This is a genomic window from Primorskyibacter marinus (genome assembly GCF_003313245.1).
Classification (GTDB): Bacteria; Pseudomonadota; Alphaproteobacteria; order Rhodobacterales; family Rhodobacteraceae; genus Primorskyibacter; species Primorskyibacter marinus.
This window is the reverse complement of the sequence record NZ_QJSD01000003.1, coordinates 249822-271068: the sequence shown is the minus strand read 5'-3', so window position 1 is coordinate 271068 and position 21247 is coordinate 249822. Positions and strand designations below refer to the sequence as shown.

Here is a 21247-nt window from a genome sequence, read left to right as displayed (position 1 = left end):
GGTTGACTTCCCCCGATGGACAGAGGCACAGAGACGCACATGAACGCTGGCATCCCCTTCCCGCCCCTCTCGCCCGAGGTCTTTTCGATCACCGCTTTCGGTGTCGAATTTGCGCTGCGCTGGTATGCGCTGGCCTATATTGCAGGCATCCTTGTCGGGTGGTGGCTGGCCGCCCGCGCCTTGCGAAACACCGGGCTTTGGCGGACCGACACGCCGCCGATGTCGCCCAAACAGCTGGAAGATCTGGTCACTTGGGTCATCCTTGGCATTATCCTCGGCGGACGATTGGGATTCGTGCTGTTCTATCAACCCGCCTATTACCTTTCGAACCCGGCAGAGATCCTGATGGTCTGGCAGGGGGGGATGTCCTTTCATGGCGGAATGCTGGGAGTGGCGCTGGCTGGCCTGCTGTTCGCGCGTCGGGTCGGCGCGCCGGTGCTGTCCGTGGCCGACATCATGGCCTTGGCAACGCCGCCGGGGCTGCTTTTCGGGCGTCTGGCGAATTTCGTGAATGCCGAGCTTTGGGGCCGCCCCAGCGACGCGCCATGGGCGGTGATCTTCCCCGGCGCTGCGGCACAGGATTGCGGGCAGGCATTGGATCAACTCTGCGCGCGGCACCCGTCACAATTGTACGAGGCCGCGCTGGAGGGGCTGCTGCTGGGCGGTTTCCTGCTCTGGCAGGCTTGGCGGCGCGGTGCCTTCAAAGTCCCCGGACGGCTGACCGGTTATTTTCTGACGGGCTATGGCTGCGCACGGTTCTTTGTGGAGTTCTTTCGGCAGCCTGACGCGCAGTTCGTGGCACTTGGCAATCCGCTGGGGCTGGCGGTCGAAATCAACGGCTACGGGCTGACGATGGGGCAGCTTTTGTCACTACCGATGATCCTGATCGGGTTGACGTTGATCGGCTGGACGCAGCGGCGCATGGTATCGAAGTGACCCCGCTGATGCGGATCTTGCGCACGCGGATCGCCGCCGAAGGGCCAATCCCGGTTGCGGATTTCATGGCCGAAAGCCTGCTGCACCCCGTCCACGGCTATTACGCCACGCGCGACCCGCTGGGTGCCAGGGGCGATTTCACGACAGCCCCCGAGATCAGCCAGATGTTCGGCGAATTGATCGGCCTCTGCCTTGCGCAAAGCTGGCTGGATCAGGGTGCGCCTGCGTCCTTCACCTTGGCCGAACTCGGGCCGGGCCGCGGTACAATGATGGCCGACATTCTGCGCGCCACGGCCCGCGTGCCGGGCTTTCACGACGCCGCCGGGATCTACCTTGTCGAGGCGTCCGCAACGCTGCGCGCGCGTCAGGCAGAGGTGCTGGCTGGCCATGCGCCGACATGGCTGGATAACGCGGCGGATCTGCCCGACGCGCCGCTCTGGCTGGTGGCAAACGAGTTCTTCGACGCCCTGCCCATCCGGCAATATGTCCGCAATGGCGCTGCATGGTGCGAACGCCGGGTCGGACAATCCGATGAGGGGCTGCGATTCGGGAGTGCGGCCCCCGCCCCCGTCAGCGCGCTGGCGCACCGGTTGGACGACGCAAAAGACGGCGATCTGGTAGAGCATTGCCCCGCGGCCACCACGATCATCCAGACCGTCGGCCAACGCATCGCCGATCACGGTGGCGCGGCACTGATTGCGGATTATGGCGATTGGCGCAGCCTTGGCGACACGCTTCAGGCGCTGCAAGCGCATGCCTCGGTTGATCCGCTGGCCGCGCCGGGCGAGGCTGACCTGACCGCGCATGTGGATTTCGAGGCACTGGCCCGCGCCACGCCCTCTGCCCACACAAGGCTGACCACGCAGGGCGTGTTCCTTGAGCGGCTGGGAATCACTGCCCGCGCGCAGCAATTGGCCGAAGTGCTAAGCGGTACGGCACGCGAGTCGCATATCGCCGCACATCGCCGGTTGACGCACCCCTCGGAAATGGGGACGCTGTTCAAACTGCTGGGGCTTTTCCCGCAGACCGCTCCACCGCCGCCGGGACTGGACGCATGACACTGGAAATCATCACCGCCGATAGTTTGGCCCCCCTGCGACACGGGTTCTTTACCCGCCGCGGCGGGGCATCGTCCGGCGTGTTCTTCGGGCTGAACTGCGGCCCCGGATCGTCGGACCAGTCCGAAATCGTGGCGATCAACCGCGCCCGCGTCGCAGCCGCGATGGAGGTCAGCCCCGACCACCTTGCCTCTGTGCATCAGGTGCATTCGGCGGATGTGGTCCATGTGGACGCGCCCCAAACCGATCCACGCCCCAAGGCCGACGCGCTGGTGACAGCCACTCCCGGCATCGCGCTTGCGGTTCTGACGGCTGACTGTCAGCCGGTTCTGTTTGCCGATCATGAGGCCCGTGTGATCGGCGCGGCCCATGCCGGTTGGCGCGGGGCGCTGGACGGGGTACTGGAAGCAACGGTCGACGCGATGGAAGCCCTGGGCGCACGCCGTGCGCAGATCCATGCCGTCATCGGCCCCTCGATCAGCCAGCGCGCGTATGAGGTGGGGGCGGAGTTCTTTGACAATTTCCTCGACGAGGATCCCCAAAACGCGCGCTTCTTTGCCAACGGCGACGGGGACCGGCTGCATTTTGATCTGACCGGCTTTGGCCTGCACCGGTTGCGCGCCGCTGGCGTAAATGCCGAATGGACCCGGCATTGCACCTATTCGGACGCGGCCCGGTTCTATTCCTACCGGCGGGCGACACATGCCAAGGAAGCGGATTACGGGCGGCTGATCTCAACCATCCGGCTTTGAGACGAAATGCGGCGGCGTTGCCCACCGCACGCAGCGCCCCACTGTCGTGGCTCAGGCGCTGCGACTCAGCCGGTCTTCCAGCACCTCGAAAGGCACGCCGGGTTCATCCTTTGCACCGCGGATCACCAGCGATGTCTTGACGGACCCGACATTCGTGGCGGTCAGAAGCTGATCCGTCAGAAAGGTCTGAAACGTGCTCAGATCCGGTGCCACGCATTTTAGGATGAAATCCACCTCGCCGTTCAGCATGTGACATTCGCGGACCAGCGGCCAGGCGCGGCAACGGTCCTCAAAGGCGCGCAGATCGGCCTCTGCCTGGCTTTGCAGCCCCACCATGGCGAAAACCTGCACCTCGAACCCCAGTTCACGCGGGTCGATATCGGCATGATAGCCACGGATAAATCCCTGCTCTTCCAGCGTGCGGACGCGCCGCAAGCAAGGGGGCGCGGAAATTCCGACGCGCTTTGCCAACTCGACATTGGTCATCCGACCGTCGGCCTGCAATTCTGACAAGATTTTGCGATCAATTGGATCAAGCCGCACAGCGCGCATCCTTCATGCTCTCCCAAAGCTGCCGGATTGTTATACCACCAATGTCGCACGCGCAATAATCTTTCACAACTGCGCAACATTATTAACTGATCGGCATTTTGGGCAGTTCTACAGGCGTCAGAACGGTGCAAGGGTTTCCGTCTTGGCGTCTCATCTCTATATGCAAGCACGACACCGGGCCGACAAGCCCTCAAAATCTGCACGAAGGAAGCTTCGCGATGTCCGACACGCGCCATATCAAGGTACTCATCATCGGCTCCGGCCCGGCAGGCTATACGGCCGGCGTCTATGCTGCACGCGCCATGCTCAACCCGGTTCTGGTGCAGGGAATCGAGCCGGGCGGCCAGTTGACCACCACCACTGAAGTGGAAAACTGGCCCGGTGACACCGAGGTGCAGGGCCCCGACCTGATGGTCCGCATGGAAGCGCATGCCAAGGCGATGGGCTGCGAGATTGTCGGCGACATCATCACCAGTCTCGACCTGTCCAAACGGCCCTTTGTGGCCAAGGGCGACAGCGGCAACACCTATATCGCCGACGCCGTGATCCTTGCCACAGGCGCACGAGCGAAATGGCTTGGTCTGCCGTCCGAGGAAAAGTTCAAAGGCTTTGGCGTGTCGGCCTGTGCAACCTGTGACGGCTTCTTCTATCGCGGCCAGGAAATCGTGGTCATCGGCGGCGGAAATACCGCCGTGGAAGAGGCGCTTTTCCTGACCAATTTTGCCTCCAAGGTGACGTTGGTCCACCGCCGCGACGAATTACGCGCCGAAAAGATCCTGATCGACCGCTTGATGAAAAACCCCAAGATTGTCCCGCTCTGGGATCATCAGCTTGAGGAAGTGACTGGCACGGACACCCCGCTGGGCGTCGAGGCCATCAAAGTCAAGCATGTCAAGACCGGCGAGATCACCGAAATCCCCGCCAAGGGTGTGTTTGTCGCCATCGGCCACGCGCCCGCCAACGAGTTGGTCAAGGATGTGCTGGAGATGCACAATGGCGGCTATGTCAGCGTGAAACCCGGAACGACCGAAACCAGTGTCCCCGGCGTGTTCGCCGCAGGCGACCTGACCGATCACAAATACCGGCAGGCCGTCACCAGCGCCGGAATGGGCTGCATGGCCGCGCTGGATGCCGAAAAGTTTCTGGCTGAAAACGAAGCGGATGTCGAACCGGTGCCGCAAGAGGCCTGAATGAAAGGTTTTTCCTTGCCAAGCCCGTCCTGCCGACGGGCCACCGGCACCAAGCCATGCGCCCGGAGCAACGCGGCATTTCCGCACCACGGGCTAAAAACCCATGAGAACCCCTTGATACAAAGGGCATCACGGGTCTAAAGGCGCGCGAAGATGATGGGGCCTCCGGATCCCGCCTGTGCGAATTGTTTCAAACGAGAATAAGAGAGATGACCATGTCGAATCTGGCACCGATCCCGGAGCTTTATGTTTCCTATGACAGCGCTCAGAAGCTGAAAAACGAAGCTGCCGAATTGACGTCGCATGACCTGACGCCGCGCCAGATCTGTGACCTGGAACTGCTGATGAACGGCGGCTTCAATCCGCTCAAGGGCTTTTTGACCGAAGAAGATTACAACGGTGTCGTTGAAAACATGCGTCTCGCCAGCGGCGCGTTGTGGCCGATGCCGATCACGCTCGACGTGTCCGAGAAATTTGCCGAAACGCTCGAACTGGGGCAGGATATTGCCCTGCGCGACCAGGAAGGCGTGATCCTGGGCACCATGACCGTGACCGACCGCTGGACCCCCGACAAGTCGCGTGAGGCCGAGAAGGTCTTCGGCGCCGACGATTCCGCGCACCCCGCCGTGAACTACCTGCACAACACTGCCGGCAAGGTCTATCTGGGTGGCCCCGTCACCGGCATCCAGCAGCCGGTCCACTATGATTTCCGCGGCCGCCGCGACACACCCAACGAGTTGCGCGCCCATTTCCGCAAACTGGGCTGGCGCAAGATTGTCGCCTTCCAAACCCGCAACCCGCTGCACCGCGCCCATCAGGAACTGACCTTCCGAGCCGCAAAAGAGGCGCAGGCCAACCTGTTGATCCACCCCTCGGTCGGCATGACCAAACCCGGCGACGTCGATCATTTCACGCGTGTGCGCTGCTACGAGGCGGTGCTCGACAAATACCCTGCGTCGACCACCACCATGTCGTTGCTGCCCCTGGCCATGCGCATGGGCGGCCCGCGCGAGGCCGTCTGGCACGGCCTGATCCGCGCCAATCACGGCTGCACCCATTTCATCGTTGGCCGCGATCATGCCGGGCCCGGCAAGAACAGCCAGGGCGAGGATTTCTACGGCCCCTATGATGCGCAGGAACTGTTCCGCAAACATCAGGACGATATCGGCGTCGAGATGGTCGATTTCAAACACATGGTCTATGTGCAGGAACGCGCACAATACGAGCCGATGGATGAGATCGAGGACAAGGACAAGGTCACGATCCTCAACATCTCGGGCACCGAATTGCGCCGTCGCTTGGCCGAAGGGCTGGAAATCCCCGAATGGTTTTCCTTTCCCGACGTGGTCAAGGAATTGCGCCGGACCAAGCCGCCGCGCGCCAAGCAGGGCTTTACCGTGTTCTTCACCGGCTTCTCCGGCTCCGGCAAATCGACCATCGCCAACGCGCTTATGGTCAAGCTGATGGAAATGGGTGGCCGTCCGGTGACGCTGCTGGACGGTGACATCGTTCGCAAAAACCTGTCCTCGGAACTCGGCTTTTCGAAAGAGCACCGCGATCTGAACATCCGCCGCATCGGCTATGTCGCCTCCGAGATCACCAAGAACGGTGGTATCGCCATCTGTGCACCGATCGCGCCCTATGCCGCGACCCGCCGTGCCGTGCGCGAAGACGTCGAGGCCTTTGGTGCCTTTATCGAGGTCCATGTGGCGACCTCGATCGAGGAATGCGAACGCCGCGACCGCAAAGGTCTGTACAAGCTGGCCCGCGAAGGCAAGATCAAGGAATTCACCGGGATCTCTGACCCCTATGACGTCCCTCAGAATGCCGAACTGGTCGTCGAGACGGAAAACGTCGATGTCGACAACTGCGCGCATCAGGTGATTCTGAAGCTGGAATCAATGGGCCTGATCGCAGGCTGAGATCGCGCTTTGATGAAAAGATCATGGGGCCGGGTGCAGATGCGTCCGGCCCCATGATCCATAAAGCAATCGTGTCTCGCTTGAACGGCTAAGCGATTGCCACCCAAGGTAAGGTGGTGGAAGCGGAATACAGCTTCAAACGCGCGATGCCACGACGACACCGGGGCGTAGCAGGCTTCTTTTGTTTTCCGAATTTGCCTTTTTTAGTTCTCTGAATATACCCATCGCGGCCGCTGGAGCTGTGACGCTCGTAGGTTTTGCGTTTCATTCTTCTGCCGCGATTGTTTTGAAGTCCATTTTACGCGCACAGAGAAAATTGCAGTCCCCATTGGGCGCGAATGAAACGGATTTGAGAAACTTTCCAATGACGTTTCGGTTTTGAAGAATGACTCTTATGTTCACTTCTTCTGCGCGACGTTCTTAAGAGCGATGGGCCAATCTTCCGAATGAAGACTGGCCCTTTTTGCCGCATTTTATCGACTACTCACAATGAAGGCCGGTGGTTCATCAGCCTGAATGAGTCTGGATGTGCTGGATCAATGCACCGTCACCGGTGCCAGATCGTTCTGACGCGCCAGGATAAAGGCCATATCGCGATCCTTGACCAACGCCAGCCGTTCACCATCGGCGCTGTGGACGGCGTAAAGCTGCTTTATCCCAACCGCTTGATTCTGAACCTCTTCGGGCAATTCAGAGACATCGACCGCACGCACATATACGATGCGATCATCAATTTTCTTCGGGAGTTCGATTTCAGTATGCATGACGTCAGCCTTTCCTGATCTGAATTGTCTGGACAACGGCCTCGGGTCGCGATCGTTCCAGATCGACATGAAGAAGCCCGTTTTCCATGATTGCGTCGCCCACTTCGACCCCTTCGGCCAGAACGAAGGACCGCTGGAATTGTCGCGCTGCGATGCCACGGTGCAAAAAGATGCGACCCTCATCGTCATCGTCCTGCTTGCCACGGATCACGAGCTGCCGATCCTCGACCGTAATGGCCAGATCACCCTCGGAGAACCCGGCCACGGCCAAGGTGATTCTGTAAGAGCATTCTGACGTTTGTTCGATATTGTAGGGCGGATAGCCTTCGTTGCCGGATTTCGCGGTGCGTTCCAACGCCCGCTCCAGCTGCTCGAACCCCAACATGTGAGGGTATGAGCCTAGTGTCAGTTTCGTCATGCCGTGTCCTTATCACTCAAGCGACAGTGCTGCGGCGGCCCTTGTAGGCACCCCCGCAACACAAATATGGGTTGCCCTTCGCAGGCTTGCAAGACCTTTGCCAAACGCAATGCAAGGCAGTATCCTGGGGGCGAACAATCTATCAGGTATGATCCCATGAACGCGCCCACCGATCTCTCCATGAAGAATGACGATGTGCTGCGTGTGGAGCTGGAGGTTTTCCGCCACGAGCATCGCGATCTTGACGACGCAATCCGCGCCCTGTCCACAAGTGGCACGGCGGATCAGATTACCTTGCAAAGGCTGAAGAAAAAGAAGCTGCGGCTGAAGGATCTGATCGCCCGGATTGAGGATCGGTTGCTGCCCGACATCATCGCCTGACAATCGTTGCCTCCAGATGCGATCCAGCTATAGTGCGCGCTCTGATTTCGCGGAGGGCGGCATGGGCGACGACACTTTGATCCGGGTTGGCATCATCATGGGCAGCCAGTCTGACTGGCCCACGATGAAGGAAGCTGCGGATATGCTGGACGCGCTTGATGTTCCCTATGAAAAGCGCATCGTCTCTGCCCATCGCACCCCGGACCGCCTGTGGGACTATGGCAAGACAGCCGTGGATCGTGGCCTTCAGGTCATCATCGCGGGGGCTGGCGGGGCGGCGCATCTGCCCGGCATGATGGCGTCCAAGACGCGTGTGCCGGTCATTGGCGTGCCCGTGCAGACCCGCGCATTGTCCGGCGTCGACAGCCTGTATTCCATTCTCCAGATGCCGCGCGGGTTTCCGGTGGCCACTATGGCCATTGGCGCGGCGGGTGCGGCCAATGCCGGGCTGATGGCGGCGGGCATTCTGGCGCTTCAGGACGCAGCTCTTGCAGACAGGCTGGACAAGTGGCGCAATGCCCTGTCCGCATCGATCCCCGAGGTGCCAATCGACGACTGACGCCGCTTGCGGTCCTGCACGGCGTTCTGTAACCCGCGAAAGAACACAGGCCCAGACGACAGACCGGAGGTTTCCGACCATGACAAACCCGCTTCCAACAGGATCGACCATCGGCATTCTGGGCGGTGGCCAGCTGGGTCGGATGCTGTCAGTCGCAGCGGCACGGCTTGGCCTGCGCACCCATATCTTCGAGCCGGGTGCCACCCCGCCAGCGGGCGACGTGGCGCATGCGGTAACCACGGCCTCCTATGAAGATGTCGCCGCCCTGACCGCCTTTGCGGACAGCGTCGATGTCATCACCTATGAGTTCGAGAATATCCCGACCCAGGCGCTTGACGTGCTGGAGGCGATCACCCCCGTCTTTCCGGGCCGCGAGGCATTGCGCATCAGCCAGGACCGCCTGACAGAGAAAGATTTCCTTTGCGATCTGGGCCTCGCGACCGCACCTTACAAAGCGGTTGATACGGCCGAAGATCTGGATGCCGCGCTGACACAAATCGGCATGCCCGCGATCCTGAAGACCCGCCGTTTCGGCTATGACGGCAAGGGGCAGGCACGGATCTCTGCCCCGCAAGAGGCCGCGCAGGCATTGTCCGATATGGCCGGGTCGCCAGCGATTCTCGAAGGGTTTGTGGATTTCAGCCACGAAGTGTCGGTGATTGCCGCGCGCGGGCTGGACGGCTCTGTTACCGCCTTCGATCCGGGCGAGAATGTGCATAAGGACGGCATCCTGCGCACCACCACCGTGCCTGCGCGGCTCAGTTCCGCGCAACGCTCGGACGCTGTTCTGCTGGCTGCGCGGATTCTGAATGCGTTGAACTATGTGGGCGTCCTGGGGGTGGAACTGTTCGTGACCCCCAAGGGGTTGATCGTGAACGAAATCGCGCCGCGTGTGCACAATTCAGGTCATTGGACACAGAATGGCTGTGCCATCGACCAGTTCGAGCAGCACATCCGCGCCATCGCCGGTTGGCCGCTTGGCGACGGGCAGCGGCACACGGATGTGGTGATGGAAAATCTGATCGGCGACGATATGGACCGCGTGCCCGATCTGGCCGCAGAACCCGGTTGTGCGCTGCACCTCTATGGCAAGGCCGAGGTCAAACCCGGCCGCAAGATGGGCCATGTGAACCGTATTCAGAAGGCCTAGGCCTCACTCCAGACGTCACACGACCATGCATCGCCAGCTCTTCGACATATCCTTTGGCATCGCCGGAAAAGTCACAGCAGCCAGCCGCACGGATCAGGCCAGAAAACGCGCCGCGATCCGGCCGGTCAGATAGGCGATATGTCCGCCGCTGATCACGGCCCCCACGCGCCTTGTATCGGCTTCCAGCACTAGAATATCGGCGCGCTTGCCGTCTTCAAGCGCACCGCGATCGGTCAGGCCCAGCACCCGTGCGGGGCCGCTGGACACCAGCGCCCATGCGTCCTCCAATCTCAGAATATCCTGATCGACCAGCCGCCAGACCGCCTGCCGCATCGCCGGGTAGTGGTAATCCGACGCCAGCGCATCGCACAGCCCTTCGCGCACCAGCTCCGTGGCCGAGGCATTGCCCGCATGGCTGGCCCCACGCACCACGTTTGGTGCGCCCAGCACAACCGCATCGCCACCTTGCCGCGCGGCGACGGCAGCCTCGGATGTCTCGGGAAATTCGGACACATGGACCCCCATGGCCCGCCAATTCGCACGCGCCTTTGCCGTGTGGTCGTCATGGCTGCCCAGCCGGACACCGCGCGCCGTCAAAGTCTGGCATAGCGCCGCCACGGCCTCTGGCACCTCGGCGGTTCGGGCATGCAACCCCTGCATCAGGGCCAGCAGCTTTTCGGGCGAGCGGCCGGATTTCAGCGCCTGCCCGGTCAGACGCGGGGGTTTGCGCCCCTCTGACAGACGTTTGTGTGGCAGGTGGTCGTTCAGCACAACGTAGGAGATGTCATGCGCAGCCACCATGTCCAGCACCTGAGGGAAGTCGTCCATCATATGGGTCTCCAACCGCAATTGCAGGTGCAGATCTATCGGTAGACTGTGGCGCGCGGCCCCCACGGCATCAAACACCGATGCGGCGAATTCCGGACTGCGCAGCCCGCCTTCCCAACTGAAGAACTGTGCCATCACGCCGGTGGTGATCCCGTTGACCGCCAGCTCTGCCGCGGTGGCAATCACACCGTTTGCAGCCTCGCGCAGCGCCCCGCGCCGCGGTGCCATATGCCGTTCGAACCCGTCACCATGCACGTCAATCAGCCCCGGCAGCACCAGACAATCCGACAGATCCACCTGCCGGCCTGCGGGCGCGTCGGCAATCACCCCACCCGACACGGAAAGCGCGCCGCCATCGAACCCATCAGGGCGCAGCACGCGCGCGCCAGTCAGCGTCAGGTCAAGGGCCGGGCCCAAAGTCGATCGAGTCATCATCATCCTCCTGACAGCCCCTGACGGCACAGGTCAGGCCGCTGCGATCCAGCACCTCTGCCCATCCCATATCCGGCCTGAAATGGCCGGTGCCCAGATATTCCAGAACCTGCGCAATCACCAGCGGGCTTTGCATCATGAATGTGTGCGTGACGGGAAGCACGATGAAATCGTCCATGCCCGCGACGCGCGTCGACTCGACAGAGACCTTGCCGTCATCCGCCCCGTCGATCATCAGCGAAAAGATCGGGTTCAGCGACCGGTTGCCCGCGATCACACCAAGATCGGCATCGACGGGAGGCAGATCCGGCACCGGCCCGTCGCTGGCAAGCTGATCGCCCGCCGGGCCGTTTACCCATCCAAAAGCCGCCAGACTGCGCAGATGGTCGACAAGCTCACTGCCCGCGTTTGGCGGGCCAAGCATCACGACGCGGCCCATGTTTTCGGGTCGGTTGCCCTCTGCCAGCCACAGGCGCAACAGGATGCCGCCCATCGAATGGGTCACGAAATGCACGCGGTCCTCGCCGCATTCCGCGACCGCGGCGGGCAGGGTTTCCTGCATCAGCGGCTCCAGCGGTTCATGCGTGGAATCGTAGCCGGGATTGACGGTGCGGTAGCCTGCGGCCTCAAGGCTCCACGCCATTGGCGTCAGGCTGGCCTGCGTCCGCGCCAGACCGTGCAGCAACACCACGCAATCGGCCAGGGCCGTGCCGGGAAGCAGAAAGAGAATGAGCAAAAACCACCGCATGCACCTTGAGATAGTCCGCCCGGCCGCCCTACAACAGGGGCAATCGCACACGGAGCATCCTTATGCCGCCACGTCTTGCCCTGCGCGCCGTCATTGTCGAGGATGCGCGGCTGTTGATCGTCAACGCATGGAAAGACAGTGACCTGTGGTGCGCCCCCGGTGGCGGCGCGGAAATGCACCAGTCCTTGCCGGAAAACCTTGCGCGCGAGGTGTGGGAGGAATGCGGCTTGACCGTCGAGGTCGGGCCGGTCTGTCTGCTGAACGAATATCACGACGAGGCGCGCGGCTTTCATCAGGTAGAGCTGTTCTTTCACTGCCGGATTATTGCCGGCGACCGTCACGGTGCATGGACCGACCCCGAAGGCGTGGTGAACCGGCGTCTGTGGGTCACACAGACCGAACTGGCCGGCCTGCGACATAAACCCGACAGCCTTGCACAAGTGGCATTCGGGCCGCCCTCGCTGCCCTTATATGATCCGATCGAACCGCTGGCCACCTGACTGCTCAGTCGAAAGCGTGGGGATATTTCAGCACCTCTTTCGGCGCATCGTCTCCCGGCCCGGCCAATAGAAGGTGCGATACGGGATAAGGTGCGGTCAGACCTGCGGCCCGTTCTGACGAAAACCCGCAGCGTCGGTAAAACTCCGGCTCGCCCAGAACTACAAGGAATACGCCCGACCTGCGCGCCCATTCGGCCAAAATACCCACCATGCGACGGCCATGGCCAAAGCCCTGAAACTCGGGCGCGATGGCAACCGGGGCAAGACAAAGCCAGCCATCCGGGCTGCGCATTTCCGACAGGGCGGCGTAGCCCGCAATGCGGTCCTCGAAGGGCAAGACCTGTTCGCCTGCCAGCACACGATCACTGCGCAGTTTCTTGACCAGATCAGCCTCATCGCGTCGCCCGAAGGCCTTTTCCAGCAAACGGTCCACCTGAGACAGTTCCGTGCCGCGCATTTCGCGCAAGAATCCCGGTCGTCGGATCACCAGAGGTTTCTCCTGTCAGAAGGGGCGCACCGGGCGCCCCATCGTTTCGATTTGCATGTTTCCTTCAGCGTCACGAGCGGCTGGGATACGCACCCGTGATGGCGATGCAGAACTTCATCCCGATATACGGCTGCACCACGGTCATGGGCTGACTTCCGCCGGTTGCCCCGATCGTCGTGCTGACGGTCGTGGTCGCCGCATCGCTGCGCAACGTGGCATCGACTGCGGCACCGCTATCGTAATTGGCCCCGCTGCCCTCGGCAAGGATTGCGCCTTCGGGGCTTTGTTCGGTTGCGCCTTCATTGGTCGCATTCAGCACCGTCGAACCCGTGCTGGTCGCCGTATGGGTGTGGTTCGGCAGTTGTGCCTGCGTGATCGTCACTGTCTCGACGCCGCCCACCTGACCCTGACGGATGTTGGACAGACCAGCGCCCTGCCCCATGCCGACCACGACCCGCGATTGCAGGTTCGGCAGGGCGAATGTGGTGCGTCCATCGCCCCCATAGGTCGTGCCCAATAACGAAAACAGCGCCGAATACTGAGAGATCGGCATCAGCTGTCCGTTGGTTTCAGCCCATCCGCGCGGGCAGTAATTTTCTCCGACCATGACGATATCCCCAATATAGGGGTCCGGACCTGCGAGCGCCGATCCCGGCGCGGTGGTCAACATTATTCCGGCTGTGGCGGCAATAATTGCCAGTGATTTCAACATTTTCACTCCTGATGGTTCGAAATTTGATTGTAATCAATCAAATCCCAACAACCATAAGATGAAATAACGCGCCGCGAAAAGGATAAAGTTGACGTTTAGTCAATCAAAGGCTCGACGTATCCTGCAGAAACAAAAAGGGGGCCGCCCGAAGGCGACCCCCAATCAACTTGCCAAAGGGGCAGATTACATCATGCCGCCCATGCCGCCCATGTCGGGCATGCCGCCGGCGGCACCGCCTGCGCCTTCTTTCGAAGGCTTGTCGGCAACCATCGCCTCGGTGGTGATCAGCAGCCCGGCGATCGAGGCAGCGTCCTCAAGCGCGGTGCGGACCACTTTGGCCGGGTCGATCACGCCGAACTTGAACATGTCGCCATATTCGTCGGTCTGCGCGTTGTAGCCAAACTTCAGGTCATCGGATTCGCGGACCTTGCCAGCAACAACGGATCCGTCGACACCCGCGTTCTGCGCGATCTGGCGCATTGGCGCTTCCAGCGCGCGACGCACGATGGTGATACCGGCGTTCTGGTCGGCATTTTCACCGGTCAGGCCTGCAAGCGTCTTCGCCGCCTGGATCAGGCTGACGCCACCGCCAACCACGATGCCTTCTTGAACGGCAGCGCGGGTTGCGTTCAGCGCGTCATCGACACGGTCCTTACGCTCTTTGACTTCAACCTCGGTCATGCCACCGACGCGGATAACCGCAACACCGCCTGCGAGCTTCGCAACACGTTCCTGCAGCTTCTCACGGTCGTAATCGCTGGTGGTTTCTTCGATCTGGTTACGGATCTGAGCGACGCGCGCTTCGATCTCGGCCTTCTCGCCTGCACCGTCAACGATGGTGGTCTCATCCTTGGTGATCGAGACTTTCTTGGCGGTGCCAAGCATGTCCATGGTCACGGATTCCAGCTTCATGCCCAGATCTTCCGAGATCACCTGACCGCCTGTCAGGATCGCGATGTCCTGCAGCATGGCCTTGCGACGATCACCGAAGCCCGGTGCCTTGACAGCAGCAATCTTCAGGCCACCGCGCAGCTTGTTGACCACGAGGGTCGCCAGCGCTTCGCCTTCGACGTCTTCTGCAATGATCAGCAGCGGCTTCTGCGACTGGATCACCTGCTCGAGCAGCGGAACCATCGGCTGAAGCGACGACAGTTTCTTCTCGTGCAGCAGGATCATGCAGTCTTCGAGATCTGCAATCATCTTGTCGGAGTTGGTGACGAAGTAGGGGCTGAGGTAGCCGCGGTCGAACTGCATGCCTTCGACAACATCGGTCTCTGTTTCCAGACCTTTGTTTTCCTCGACGGTGATAACACCCTCGTTGCCGACTTTCTGCATCGCGTCTGCGATCTGACGACCGATTTCAGCTTCGCCGTTGGCAGAGATGGTGCCGACCTGCGCGACTTCGGCGCTGTCGTTTACCGGACGGGACGCTGCTTTGATCCCTTCAACAACCTTGGAGGTTGCCAGATCGATGCCGCGCTTCAGGTCCATCGGGTTCATGCCAGCGGCAACCGATTTCAGACCTTCCTTGACGATGGCCTGAGCCAGAACCGTCGCGGTGGTTGTGCCGTCGCCGGCCTCGTCATTGGTGCGGCTGGCCACTTCCTTGACCATCTGCGCGCCCATGTTTTCGAACTTGTCTTCCAGTTCGATTTCCTTGGCGACAGTGACACCGTCCTTCGTGATGCGCGGTGCGCCGAAGGATTTGTCGATCACAACGTTACGACCCTTGGGGCCGAGCGTCACCTTGACCGCATCGGCCAGGATGTTGACGCCTTTAAGCATGCGATTGCGGGCGTCTGTTTCGAATTTGACGTCTTTAGCGGACATTCGGGATTACTCCTCAGGTTTCCGTAAATTTCTGGAGATGGGGTTGATCGCGGAGGATCAGGCGGCCTTGGCGGCTGCGTCGTCCTCGATGATCCCGAGAATGTCGCTTTCCTTCATGATAAGAAGTTCTTCGCCATCTACGGTGACCTCGGTGCCCGACCATTTGCCGAACAGGATCTTGTCGCCGGCCGAAACGGCCATGTCGATCAGTTCGCCTGAATCCTTGCGTGCGCCTTCGCCACAAGCAACGACGATACCTTCAGCGGGCTTTTCCTTGGCACTGTCTGGAATGATCAGGCCACCCTTGGTTTTTTCGTCGCTTTCTACACGGCGGACCAGCACACGGTCATGAAGCGGTTTGAATGCCATTGCAAGAAGCTCCCTGGCTCTTAAGTTTCCTCAGACCCTCCGGTGGCATCCGGCAGGATCGTTATCACTCACATCAGTCGAGTGCTAACGACGCTTAGGTAGGCAAGTCGCAGGGCCGTGTCAACGGGCGGGTTCCAGAATTGTTGCAGAAACGATCTTCGCCAGAAGGCTCCTGCCTCAAATCCGCGGGGGTGCCGTGCAATGCGCGCGGTTTCGTGATTGGATGGCCACGCCCCGCTTGCCGGGAAGATTCGCACAAGGTTCCGATATGGCAATTCATCCCTCTGCCCCCCTTCGGGCGCAGCGCAGTCCTGCGCCGTCCGACAATACGCGCGGCATCATCCTCATGGCCTTGGGCTTTTTTGCCTTTGCCGGCACCGATCTGCTGGCCAAGCTGCTGACGGAATCGCTGCATCCGGGCCAGATTGTCTGGTTCCGCCTGATCGGGTTGTTTCTGGGCGTGCTGGTCCTGCTATGCATCAAAGGCCCCAAAATACTGCGGACGGCGCATCCCGGCATACAGATTTCGCGCGGCACACTCGCGGCCGTCTCTGCAACCCTGTTCATCTTCGGCGTCAGCAAGGTGCCGCTAGCGGACGCGACCGCCGTGACCTTCATCGCCCCGTTTGTCGTAACCGTCGCAGGGGCACTGGTGTTGAAAGAACCCGTCGGCATACGTCGCTGGCTGGCCGTGGCGACCGGCTTTCTGGGGATGCTGATCGTGATCCGTCCGGGGTTTGGCGTATTTGACCCGGCAATCTTTTTCATTGTCCTTGCCGCTTTGTGCTTTGCCACCCGGCAAATTCTGTCGCGGATGTTGTCCGGGGAAGACGGCATTGCGACAACCGTCGCCTACACCTCCATCTCGGCGACCGTGTTGATTTCGCTGGCCATGCCGTTTGTCTGGATCACACCGTCCGATCCACGGGTGATAGCCTATCTGATCGCAATTGCGATTGCCGCAGCCATTGGCGAATTGCTGATCATCCGCGCGCTTGAGATGGCCCAAGCCGTTGTTGTCGCCCCGTTGCAATATTCACTGATCATCTGGGCCACGCTTTACGGTTATTTCGTGTTCGGTGATTTGCCGGACCAATGGACCCTGATCGGCTGCGCCATCATCGTCGCTTCGGGCCTTTTCACGCTTAGCCGCGAAAGGCTGCGCGCGCGCCAGAAGGAACGCAAAAACAAACTGCCGGCACGCGAGGACTAGGCCTGCCCTTCTAGTCCCAACTATAGGCCCAGTGGACCAGCCCCTCGCGCCCTTGATCCGTCAGGGCATAGACGCCGGTGTTGATCTTCTCGAACCAGCCATAGTGGTTTTCACGCATGATCCGCGTGGCCGCCGCGACATTGGTCGCCGCCGCCACATCGCGTCCGCGACTGGCACCGGCCTGCGCCAGATAGCCGGCACAGCGCAGCGCGTCCTGCCGGTAGCCGGTAACGATGCCGTGCCGCGTGGCACCCCCTTCGTTGGGATCGCCCTCCAGCCTGTCGAATTCGCGCAGCAACCGGGTTTGCGCCTTGCGGTTGCGGCGCGGCGCGAAAGGACCGGGATCGCAATGCACCTCGACCCGGCCATCCGCGCGCACCGTCATCAGCCCCAAGCCCAGCCTGCGGCAGAGCGACAGGTTGTCCTTCAGCATCCGCCGGGCGGTCTTGCCGGTGGGCTTGGGCACCGCGATATACACCGCCTCGGTTATCGAAAGCCGTCGCACCGCCTGATGGAACAGCGTCAGCGCAAAGCGCAGCTTCAACTCCACGATCACCGGCGGATCGTCGCCGCGGCGCGCCACCAGATCGGCGGCGCCGACCTCGCCCTTGACATCATAGCCCTGACGTTCCAGCAGCGCCTTCACGGGCGGATATAAATCGCTTTCACGGTTCATTGCGCGATCATGCCCGCGCGGCCCGCCTTGTCCAGAGCGCACCACCGCGCCCCCCATTCCGCGCCGCAATTACGGCAGCGGTTAGAAGTGCAATGCATGTCCATAGAGGCTGCGCGCAGTACCAATGCCACCGCCACCACGTTCCCCGCAATATCAGGCAGCGAGGCCGCGCCCCTTGAGAAGCGCCTCGACCCCTGGCATCCTGCCGCGAAATGCCTTGTACAGATCCTCTGCCTCGGCCGAGCCGCCAGCGGACAGAATATGTTTTTCCAGCCGCTGCGCAGTGTCCGCGTCAAACGCACCGCCCGCCTCTTCAAAGGCGGCAAAGGCATCGGCATCCATAACCTCGGACCACATGTAGCTGTAATAACCGCTGGAATAGCCGTCCCCGGCAAAGACATGCGCGAAATGCGGCGTGGCGTGGCGCATCGCGATGGCATGGGGCAGACCCAGCCGCTCCAAACTCTCTGCCTGCGCCTGCATCGGGTCCGCAGGGGCCGTGCCATCGTGGAAATCCAGATCGACCATCGCCGAGGCGACATATTCGACAGTCTGAAAACCCATGTCATAAGTGGCGGCACCCAGCACCCGGTCCAGCATGTCGCGTGGCATCGGCTCGCCGGTTTCGACATGGGTGGCAAAGCGTTCCAGCACTTCCGGAACCTCCAGCCAGTGTTCGTATAGCTGGCTCGGCAGCTCGACAAAATCGCGCGCCACGGACGTGCCCGCGACAGAGCCAAACTCCACATCCGACAGGATCTGGTGCAACGCATGGCCGAATTCATGGAACAAGGTGCGCGCATCATCATAGGACAGCAATGCCGGATCGGATTTGGCAAAATTGCACACGTTGATCACGATCGGGCTGCGCGTCTCGGGCCGCTTTGCCTGCATCCGCATCGCAGAGCACCACGCGCCGGACCGCTTTGACGCCCGCGCGAAATAGTCCCCGATGAACACGGCCAGATGCTCGCCCCCGCGCGTGACTTCCCACGCGCGACAATCCGGGTGGTAGAGCGGCGCATCGAGCGCGCGAAACTCCAGCCCGAACAGGCGGCTTGCGCAGTCAAAGGCCGCTTCAATCATCCGGTCGAGTTGCAGATAAGGTTTCAGCGCCGCCTCATCCAGATCATGCTCGACCCGGCGGCGCTTCTCGGAATAGTACCGCCAATCCCACGGTTCCAGATCGCCATTCGTGCCGTCCGCATGCATCATGTCCGACAGAACCTGCGCGTCTGCCTCGGCCCGCGCGCGGGCGGGCTCCCAGACGGCCATCAGCAGGTCGCGTACCCGGTCTGGGCTGCCCGCCATTTCGGTTTCCAGCTTGTAGGCGGCAAAACTGTCATAGCCCAACAGCTTGGCGCGTTCTTCACGCAAGGCCAACACTTCGCCGGCAATCTGACGGTTGTCGGTCTCGCCGCCATTGGCACCACGCGAGACCCAGGCCCGCCAGGCTTTCTCGCGCAGATCACGGCGTGACGAGAATTGCAGGAAGGGCACGATCAGCGACCGGCTGAGCGTGATCACCGGGCCATCCGCACCTTGTTCCTCGCCGGCGGCCCGCGCCGTCGCACGCACAAAATCAGGCAAACCCTCCAGGTCGTCTTCGGCAAGCACCATCGTCCAGCCCGCCTCATCCGCCAGCAGGTTTTGGGTAAAACTGGTGCCAAGTTCGGCCAGCCGCGCCTTGATCGCGGTCATCCGCTCTGCCTCGTCGCCATCCAGCGCGGCACCGGCGCGAACAAAGCCGCGATGGGCCAGCATCAGCACACGCGCCTCTTCCGCAGACAGATTCAGCGTCTCGCGTGCGCTCCATAACTGACGGATCCGATCAAACAGCGCCCGGTTTGCATAGATCGCCGAACTATGCGCGGACAGTTTGGGCGTAAATTCGCGCTGCAATTCCTGACGGCGCGGCGTGCTGTCGGCACCTGCCAGTGCAAAGAAGGGCGACAGGACCTTGTCCAGATCCTTCCCCGCGCCTTCCAGCGCCTCTATCGTGTTGGCAAATGTCGGCGCGTCGGCATTATCGGCGATCGCATGAATTTCGTCCATATGGCGGGCCAACGTGACATCCAGCGCGGGCGCGAAATCCTCGTCGTCAATCTGATCGAAAGGTGGCAGACCAAAGGGCGTGGTCCAGTCCTGCAAAAGCGGGTTTGTCATCAGGGTCTCCTTTGAGCGTCAAGCTATGTGCTGCGGCACTTGTCTTCCAGACCTGATTGGCCAATTACCCCTGCCCGCAAACCGGACAATCAGCGCAGCGCTTCAGCGCGATCTTGCGGGTCTCTCCCCACAGCGCGTCATAGATCAGCATCTCGCCGGTCAACGCCTTGCCCGCCCCGGTGATCAGCTTCACCGTCTCGACCGCCATCATCGCCCCCACCACACCCGGCAAGGGCCCCAGAACGCCCGCCTCGGCGCAGGACGGTGCCAGCCCCGGCGCTGCGGCCTGTGGAAAGATGCACTGATAACAAGGCGCGCCAGAGGCCGGATGGAAGACGCTAAGCTGTCCTTCCCACTGGCTCAGCGCGCCGGATACTAACGGCTTGCCCGCCGCGACACAGGCACAGTTCACCAGATAGCGCGTTTCGGTATTGTCCGTGCCATCCAGAATCACATCGTGATCCGCAATCAGCACCGCGGCAATGTCGCCGTCCAACCGGCGGTGATAAGAACGAACCTGCACGGCAGGGTTCTGCGTCTGCATTGCCTCTTGCGCCGAAAACACCTTGGCCCGGCCAATATCCTTGTCGCGGTGAATAACTTGACGTTGCAGATTGGCATTCTCAACGACGTCATCGTCAATGACGCCAATGCTGCCCACGCCCGCCGCCGCCAGATATTGCATCACAGGTGCGCCTAACCCCCCTGCACCCACCACCAGTACACGGGCGTCTTTCAACTTGCGCTGCCCCGGCCCGCCAAGCTCCCGCAGGACGATGTGCCTTGCATAGCGTTCCAGTTCGGTCTCGGTAAAGGCCCCGGCTCGTTCGGTCACACTGGTTGGCACCTCCTTGCGCGCCCGCGCCCTCAACAAGCCCAGCCCCCAGCGATACGCCATCACGATCCCGATGAATCCAGCAAGGATCAGCCAACCCGAGGCGTCTTCTCCGGTGGCCATCCGCACCGGGTTGCCTGCGGGCAGCACGAAATGCGCCAGCACCACGGCGAGATATAGCAGCGCGATCATTCCCCAGCGCAAGCGGTACGGCGCGCCCATCGCGGCACCAATCCCCCAAAGTACGCCCGCGATCAGCAGTACCGGCAGCATCAAGCGACTCCGGTAGAGCCGAAACCGCCCGCGCCGCGCGACGTATCGTCCAGTGTCACGACCTCTTCAAAAACAGCCCGCACCACCGGTGCCACCACCATTTGCGCGATCCGCATCCCGTGCTCGATCACAAAAGGCTCCGTGCCCGCATTCATCACGATCACACCGAGCGGCCCGCGATAGTCACTGTCGATAGTGCCGGGGCTGTTGGGCAACGTGATCCCGTGTTTCAGCGCCAGGCCGGACCGGGGCCGGATTTGCACCTCATAGCCGTCCGGCACCGCCACCCGAAGCCCGGTGGCAACCAGAACCCGCGCGCCCGGCAGCAACTGCACGCTGCCGCGATCCGGCAGGTTGGCCCGCAAATCCGCTCCGGCCGCACCTGCGGTCTCATAGCGCGGCAACCCAAGCGCCCGGTCCGCGCCCGCGTCCCAACTGATCCGCAAAGTTACCACGCCCTGCGCTTCTTCTTGGCTCAAATACTCAACTCCTGCAC

General features: G+C 61.6%; 23 protein-coding genes. 10 read left to right on the top strand and 13 right to left on the bottom strand.

Features of this window, described 5'->3' with window-relative positions; all coding sequences use genetic code 11:
- The first annotated feature begins 39 nt into the window (after positions 1-39).
- The 3 genes from lgt to pgeF are packed head-to-tail and all read left to right on the top strand — an operon-like array spanning position 40 to position 2746.
- On the top strand, positions 40-936 hold the full coding sequence (gene lgt / locus DMZ65_RS08100; protein ID WP_116598383.1) for a prolipoprotein diacylglyceryl transferase: 897 nt from the start codon (positions 40-42) through the stop codon (positions 934-936).
- The gene (locus tag DMZ65_RS08095; protein ID WP_232824929.1) at positions 933-1994 is read left to right on the top strand and encodes a class I SAM-dependent methyltransferase; all 1062 of its coding nucleotides are present in this window, start codon (positions 933-935) and stop codon (positions 1992-1994) included. The genes lgt and DMZ65_RS08095 overlap by 4 nt, the downstream gene beginning before the upstream one ends.
- Entirely contained in the window at positions 1991-2746 is a 756-nt protein-coding gene (gene pgeF / locus DMZ65_RS08090) for a peptidoglycan editing factor PgeF (RefSeq protein ID WP_116598382.1), read from the top strand. Before DMZ65_RS08095 ends, pgeF begins: the two co-directional genes overlap by 4 nt.
- Before the next feature lie 51 nt (positions 2747-2797).
- On the opposite strand, the gene DMZ65_RS08085 is transcribed toward pgeF, so the two are convergent.
- Entirely contained in the window at positions 2798-3298 is a 501-nt protein-coding gene (locus tag DMZ65_RS08085; RefSeq protein ID WP_116598381.1) for an Lrp/AsnC family transcriptional regulator, read from the bottom strand.
- A gap of 218 nt (positions 3299-3516) precedes the next feature.
- On the opposite strand from DMZ65_RS08085, the gene trxB reads away from it, so the two are divergent.
- The gene (gene trxB, locus DMZ65_RS08080) at positions 3517-4488 is read left to right on the top strand and encodes a thioredoxin-disulfide reductase (protein WP_116598380.1); all 972 of its coding nucleotides are present in this window, start codon (positions 3517-3519) and stop codon (positions 4486-4488) included.
- Positions 4489-4697: 209 nt separating this feature from the next.
- Positions 4698-6410: a bifunctional sulfate adenylyltransferase/adenylylsulfate kinase gene (locus DMZ65_RS08075; protein WP_116598379.1), complete on the top strand. Its 1713-nt coding sequence runs from the start codon at positions 4698-4700 to the stop codon at positions 6408-6410.
- 536 nt (positions 6411-6946) lie between these two features.
- Here the strand turns inward: DMZ65_RS08075 and DMZ65_RS08070 are convergent.
- Positions 6947-7174 (bottom strand): DUF1150 family protein, encoded by a 228-nt coding sequence (locus tag DMZ65_RS08070; protein WP_116598378.1) that lies wholly within the window; start codon positions 7172-7174, stop codon positions 6947-6949.
- Positions 7175-7178: 4 nt separating this feature from the next.
- Positions 7179-7592 carry an Hsp20 family protein gene (locus DMZ65_RS08065; protein WP_116598377.1) on the bottom strand — a complete coding sequence of 138 codons (414 nt, stop codon included), beginning with the start codon at positions 7590-7592 and terminating at the stop codon, positions 7179-7181.
- Positions 7593-7748: 156 nt separating this feature from the next.
- Between DMZ65_RS08065 and DMZ65_RS08060 the strand changes: the two genes are divergently transcribed.
- The 3 genes from DMZ65_RS08060 (at position 7749) to DMZ65_RS08050 (ending at position 9682) form a co-directional block, all read left to right on the top strand.
- Entirely contained in the window at positions 7749-7973 is a 225-nt protein-coding gene (locus DMZ65_RS08060; protein WP_116598440.1) for a YdcH family protein, read from the top strand.
- A 61-nt stretch (positions 7974-8034) separates the two neighbouring features.
- Positions 8035-8532 carry a 5-(carboxyamino)imidazole ribonucleotide mutase gene (gene purE, locus DMZ65_RS08055; RefSeq protein WP_116598376.1) on the top strand — a complete coding sequence of 166 codons (498 nt, stop codon included), beginning with the start codon at positions 8035-8037 and terminating at the stop codon, positions 8530-8532.
- Positions 8533-8611: 79 nt separating this feature from the next.
- Complete coding sequence (locus DMZ65_RS08050; RefSeq protein WP_116598375.1) at positions 8612-9682, top strand: 5-(carboxyamino)imidazole ribonucleotide synthase; 1071 nt, start codon at positions 8612-8614, stop codon at positions 9680-9682.
- 93 nt (positions 9683-9775) lie between these two features.
- On the opposite strand, the gene DMZ65_RS08045 is transcribed toward DMZ65_RS08050, so the two are convergent.
- Both DMZ65_RS08045 and DMZ65_RS08040 read right to left on the bottom strand, forming a co-directional pair.
- Positions 9776-10942 carry an alpha-D-ribose 1-methylphosphonate 5-triphosphate diphosphatase gene (locus DMZ65_RS08045; RefSeq protein WP_116598439.1) on the bottom strand — a complete coding sequence of 389 codons (1167 nt, stop codon included), beginning with the start codon at positions 10940-10942 and terminating at the stop codon, positions 9776-9778.
- Positions 10911-11690, bottom strand: a complete 780-nt coding sequence (locus DMZ65_RS08040) for an alpha/beta fold hydrolase (RefSeq protein WP_116598374.1) — start codon at positions 11688-11690, stop codon at positions 10911-10913. The genes DMZ65_RS08045 and DMZ65_RS08040 overlap by 32 nt, the downstream gene beginning before the upstream one ends.
- 62 nt (positions 11691-11752) lie before the next feature.
- Here DMZ65_RS08040 and DMZ65_RS08035 point away from each other — a divergent pair, with 62 nt between their 5' ends.
- On the top strand, positions 11753-12190 hold the full coding sequence (locus DMZ65_RS08035) for an NUDIX domain-containing protein (protein WP_116598373.1): 438 nt from the start codon (positions 11753-11755) through the stop codon (positions 12188-12190).
- 4 nt (positions 12191-12194) lie between these two features.
- Here the strand turns inward: DMZ65_RS08035 and DMZ65_RS08030 are convergent, their stop codons facing one another.
- The 4 genes from DMZ65_RS08030 to DMZ65_RS08015 all read right to left on the bottom strand — a co-directional run bounded on the left by DMZ65_RS08030 (position 12195) and on the right by DMZ65_RS08015 (position 15588).
- Positions 12195-12677: a GNAT family N-acetyltransferase gene (locus DMZ65_RS08030; RefSeq protein ID WP_232824928.1), complete on the bottom strand. Its 483-nt coding sequence runs from the start codon at positions 12675-12677 to the stop codon at positions 12195-12197.
- A 70-nt stretch (positions 12678-12747) separates the two neighbouring features.
- Positions 12748-13389: a phage tail protein gene (locus DMZ65_RS08025; protein WP_232824927.1), complete on the bottom strand. Its 642-nt coding sequence runs from the start codon at positions 13387-13389 to the stop codon at positions 12748-12750.
- Between the two features lie 183 nt (positions 13390-13572).
- Positions 13573-15219 carry a chaperonin GroEL gene (groL, locus tag DMZ65_RS08020; RefSeq protein ID WP_116598371.1) on the bottom strand — a complete coding sequence of 549 codons (1647 nt, stop codon included), beginning with the start codon at positions 15217-15219 and terminating at the stop codon, positions 13573-13575.
- A gap of 57 nt (positions 15220-15276) precedes the next feature.
- Positions 15277-15588, bottom strand: a complete 312-nt coding sequence (locus tag DMZ65_RS08015; RefSeq protein WP_116598370.1) for a co-chaperone GroES — start codon at positions 15586-15588, stop codon at positions 15277-15279.
- Positions 15589-15856: 268 nt separating this feature from the next.
- Between DMZ65_RS08015 and DMZ65_RS08010 the strand changes: the two genes are divergently transcribed.
- Complete coding sequence (locus tag DMZ65_RS08010) at positions 15857-16801, top strand: DMT family transporter (RefSeq protein WP_116598369.1); 945 nt, start codon at positions 15857-15859, stop codon at positions 16799-16801.
- 10 nt (positions 16802-16811) lie between these two features.
- On the opposite strand, the gene DMZ65_RS08005 is transcribed toward DMZ65_RS08010, so the two are convergent.
- The 4 genes from DMZ65_RS08005 to dut form a co-directional block, all read right to left on the bottom strand.
- A complete protein-coding gene (locus DMZ65_RS08005; RefSeq protein ID WP_116598437.1) occupies positions 16812-17477 on the bottom strand; it encodes a DUF2161 domain-containing phosphodiesterase in 666 nt (221 codons plus the stop codon).
- A gap of 153 nt (positions 17478-17630) precedes the next feature.
- Positions 17631-19643, bottom strand: a complete 2013-nt coding sequence (locus DMZ65_RS08000; protein WP_116598368.1) for a M3 family metallopeptidase — start codon at positions 19641-19643, stop codon at positions 17631-17633.
- Between the two features lie 64 nt (positions 19644-19707).
- Entirely contained in the window at positions 19708-20751 is a 1044-nt protein-coding gene (locus DMZ65_RS07995; protein WP_116598367.1) for a HesA/MoeB/ThiF family protein, read from the bottom strand.
- Positions 20751-21230: a dUTP diphosphatase gene (dut, locus tag DMZ65_RS07990; protein WP_438942705.1), complete on the bottom strand. Its 480-nt coding sequence runs from the start codon at positions 21228-21230 to the stop codon at positions 20751-20753. The genes DMZ65_RS07995 and dut overlap by 1 nt, the downstream gene beginning before the upstream one ends.
- Between the last annotated feature and the right edge of the window lie 17 nt (positions 21231-21247).

Bases quoted from the DNA above. Each gene is read 5' to 3' on its own strand.
- lgt (WP_116598383.1), top strand. From the start codon at position 40: ATGAACGCTGGCATCCCCTTCCCGCCCCTCTCGCCCGAGGTCTTTTCG.
- pgeF (WP_116598382.1), top strand. From the start codon at position 1,991: ATGACACTGGAAATCATCACCGCCGATAGTTTGGCCCCCCTGCGACAC.
- DMZ65_RS08085 (WP_116598381.1), bottom strand. From the start codon at position 3,298: ATGCGCGCTGTGCGGCTTGATCCAATTGATCGCAAAATCTTGTCAGAA.
- trxB (WP_116598380.1), top strand. From the start codon at position 3,517: ATGTCCGACACGCGCCATATCAAGGTACTCATCATCGGCTCCGGCCCG.
- DMZ65_RS08075 (WP_116598379.1), top strand. From the start codon at position 4,698: ATGACCATGTCGAATCTGGCACCGATCCCGGAGCTTTATGTTTCCTAT.
- DMZ65_RS08070 (WP_116598378.1), bottom strand. From the start codon at position 7,174: ATGCATACTGAAATCGAACTCCCGAAGAAAATTGATGATCGCATCGTA.
- DMZ65_RS08065 (WP_116598377.1), bottom strand. From the start codon at position 7,592: ATGACGAAACTGACACTAGGCTCATACCCTCACATGTTGGGGTTCGAG.
- DMZ65_RS08060 (WP_116598440.1), top strand. From the start codon at position 7,749: ATGAACGCGCCCACCGATCTCTCCATGAAGAATGACGATGTGCTGCGT.
- purE (WP_116598376.1), top strand. From the start codon at position 8,035: ATGGGCGACGACACTTTGATCCGGGTTGGCATCATCATGGGCAGCCAG.
- DMZ65_RS08050 (WP_116598375.1), top strand. From the start codon at position 8,612: ATGACAAACCCGCTTCCAACAGGATCGACCATCGGCATTCTGGGCGGT.
- DMZ65_RS08045 (WP_116598439.1), bottom strand. From the start codon at position 10,942: ATGACTCGATCGACTTTGGGCCCGGCCCTTGACCTGACGCTGACTGGC.
- DMZ65_RS08040 (WP_116598374.1), bottom strand. From the start codon at position 11,690: ATGCGGTGGTTTTTGCTCATTCTCTTTCTGCTTCCCGGCACGGCCCTG.
- DMZ65_RS08035 (WP_116598373.1), top strand. From the start codon at position 11,753: ATGCCGCCACGTCTTGCCCTGCGCGCCGTCATTGTCGAGGATGCGCGG.
- DMZ65_RS08025 (WP_232824927.1), bottom strand. From the start codon at position 13,389: ATGTTGAAATCACTGGCAATTATTGCCGCCACAGCCGGAATAATGTTG.
- groL (WP_116598371.1), bottom strand. From the start codon at position 15,219: ATGTCCGCTAAAGACGTCAAATTCGAAACAGACGCCCGCAATCGCATG.
- DMZ65_RS08015 (WP_116598370.1), bottom strand. From the start codon at position 15,588: ATGGCATTCAAACCGCTTCATGACCGTGTGCTGGTCCGCCGTGTAGAA.
- DMZ65_RS08010 (WP_116598369.1), top strand. From the start codon at position 15,857: ATGGCAATTCATCCCTCTGCCCCCCTTCGGGCGCAGCGCAGTCCTGCG.
- DMZ65_RS08005 (WP_116598437.1), bottom strand. From the start codon at position 17,477: ATGAACCGTGAAAGCGATTTATATCCGCCCGTGAAGGCGCTGCTGGAA.
- DMZ65_RS08000 (WP_116598368.1), bottom strand. From the start codon at position 19,643: ATGACAAACCCGCTTTTGCAGGACTGGACCACGCCCTTTGGTCTGCCA.
- DMZ65_RS07995 (WP_116598367.1), bottom strand. From the start codon at position 20,751: ATGCTGCCGGTACTGCTGATCGCGGGCGTACTTTGGGGGATTGGTGCC.